The sequence below is a fragment of the Duganella fentianensis genome (assembly GCF_009857835.1).
Classification (GTDB): Bacteria; Pseudomonadota; Gammaproteobacteria; order Burkholderiales; family Burkholderiaceae_D; genus Rugamonas; species Rugamonas fentianensis.
On sequence record NZ_WWCL01000018.1, the window covers coordinates 1 to 2065 of the forward strand.

The 2065-nt window shown below is 50.5% G+C and carries 1 protein-coding gene and 1 rRNA gene; both read right to left on the minus strand.

The genetic code is table 11. The annotated features are described in order from the left end of the window. Positions 1-397 precede the first annotated feature (397 nt). Positions 398-1819 carry a DUF4214 domain-containing protein gene (locus tag GTP23_RS22355; protein ID WP_229256248.1) on the minus strand — a complete coding sequence of 474 codons (1422 nt, stop codon included), beginning with the start codon at positions 1817-1819 and terminating at the stop codon, positions 398-400. Between the two features lie 131 nt (positions 1820-1950). Then, positions 1951-2063: ribosomal RNA gene (gene rrf / locus GTP23_RS22360) — 5S ribosomal RNA — on the minus strand. Positions 2064-2065: the final 2 nt, after the last annotated feature.

Here is a 2065-nt window from a genome sequence, read left to right on the forward strand (position 1 = left end):
TCTGGCACCAGCATTGCTGCTGGGTCGCTCACTCAAAATACTGACAGTTCGCTTCTTTTACAAAGCGTCCTATTTCATTTATTTCTTGTGAACATTTGATATTTTTTAAGTATCACGAAGACTAGCTCCGTGTGCACTTTCATCAAACGTCCACACTTATCGACTGTGAATTTTTAAAGAACTTGTCTTTGGTACTGGTTGCTGAGAAGCGTTGTGTTCATCAGCGAAGAGGCAAGATTATGAGGCGTTTACCATTTCTCGTCAACCCCCACTTTTCAACTTGCTTAACCTGGCGTTAAACGCCTTGTTTTGCAAGGCGCGAACTATAGCAAAAGCTCGTCAGTCTCTACAAGGATTTTTTGAACCGCCGCGGTTGTTCCCTTGTGAGCCAGCCCCTCTATTCCTGCGACCATATAGACAGCACCGCAATAGGTGGGGGCGCTGTTTCTGTCCCGCTTATCGTGGAATTCTGCATCCTGGATGACATACTTTGGTTTGGGATAACGCGACTGACGATTGCGTACTTAGGTGAACCATCCGCTTTGGTATAACGGTAAGCACGCCAAGAATACTTTTTACCATCCACGCCATCTGTCAGCCGGCCGGTAAGTGCCGTTTGCACCTCTGTGAAGGAATATGAATGGCTTCCATTAACGTCGCGGACAACGGCACCGCCCGTGGCGTCGAACACGATATTTCGCGCACTAAGCACCCCACAATCTTCACGATACATGGACAAGGTTTGCCCGGCCAAATCCTTGGCGTTAGTAATCATCTCCGCTAGATTTATTACCAATACATCCGTAGATTTATTGGATACTCCTCCCGTCCCGTCGTTTGCCGCTTGGCACAGCATTAGTATGGTGGGAGTGGTGCCATCCGCCGCTCCGTCAATTGCCGAGAACGCCACTACGGGCGGAGCATAAGCGATTACATTACTCCCCGGAACAGGCCCGGCAAAGCCGATCTCGCGTTCTCCCAAGCCAAACACCAACTTCCCGTTTGGCGCGGAAACAGTGCCGCTCCCAAATGTCAGCCAGTAGCGCACTAAAGTAGCTGTTTCCGAAAAGACGTTCTGAAATCCCGTATAGCGTCGCAACGTCTGAAGAGCAATCTCCTGGCTAATTTTCTGGACGGCCGCATCTATTTGAGTTTGAAACGCTTTCAGATCGGTCGCAGCATTCACCTTCCACAATAAGTCGACACCCGCGCTACCTTGAGGCGAATTATCTGTCACCCCCGCCGCTACTAACGCAGCCAGAAAACGCGTAGCCACTTCGTTTTTCTTGGTCAGGGCAATCTGATCTTCCCCTTGCGCCCCAACAAGAATATTAAGCGCTGCGAATGAACGGGTAACCAATCGATTATCCAATGCATCCCCCCAGAACATACGGCCTGCATTGTCAGCATAGCGGCCAAATAAATTCATGTAGATGCCGTTGACGAATTCGGCATTAGTGCCGGGATATAGCATCGTGGCCTCCGGGCTGCGGCCAAAGCTGTCGAGAACCATTTTGACGTTGGAGTCGCTGCCGTAGGCAGCAATCAGGGCAGAAGCCGTCGATGGCAAGTTCAGGCGATCGAATACCCCGGTCCAGAACACCAGCCCGCCAATGTCTGGGGCACGGCCATAAAATGCAAGGTAGAGCGACTGCACCAGGTCAGAATGAACTGAGAGTGCGGGCTGCACTACGAGTCTCTCGCCCCCTGCACGCAATCCCGCAGTGCGCCGGGGGGAGGTTTCCACATCGGAGCCGCCACAAGCAGCCAGCACTACGGTAATCAGACTCAATGAAAACAGGCGTAGTTTGTTCCCCATGACAACTCCCCCATAAATAATTAATAAATATTACATATTAATTATTCTATATTATCGAGGGCTGGGATTGCGACAAGAAAAACAAAAAACCCCCGACAGTCTACGACTGACGGGGGTTCTTCTAATAACTAGCTTGACGATAACCTACTTTCACACTGGTTGCAGCACTATCATCGGCGCAGAGTTGTTTCACGGTCCTGTTCGGGATGGGAAGGGGTGGGACCAACTTGCTATGGTCATCAAGCT

Excerpts from the sequence above, each read along its gene's own strand:
- GTP23_RS22355 (WP_229256248.1), bottom strand. The coding sequence starts at position 1,819 with ATGGGGAACAAACTACGCCTGTTTTCATTGAGTCTGATTACCGTAGTG.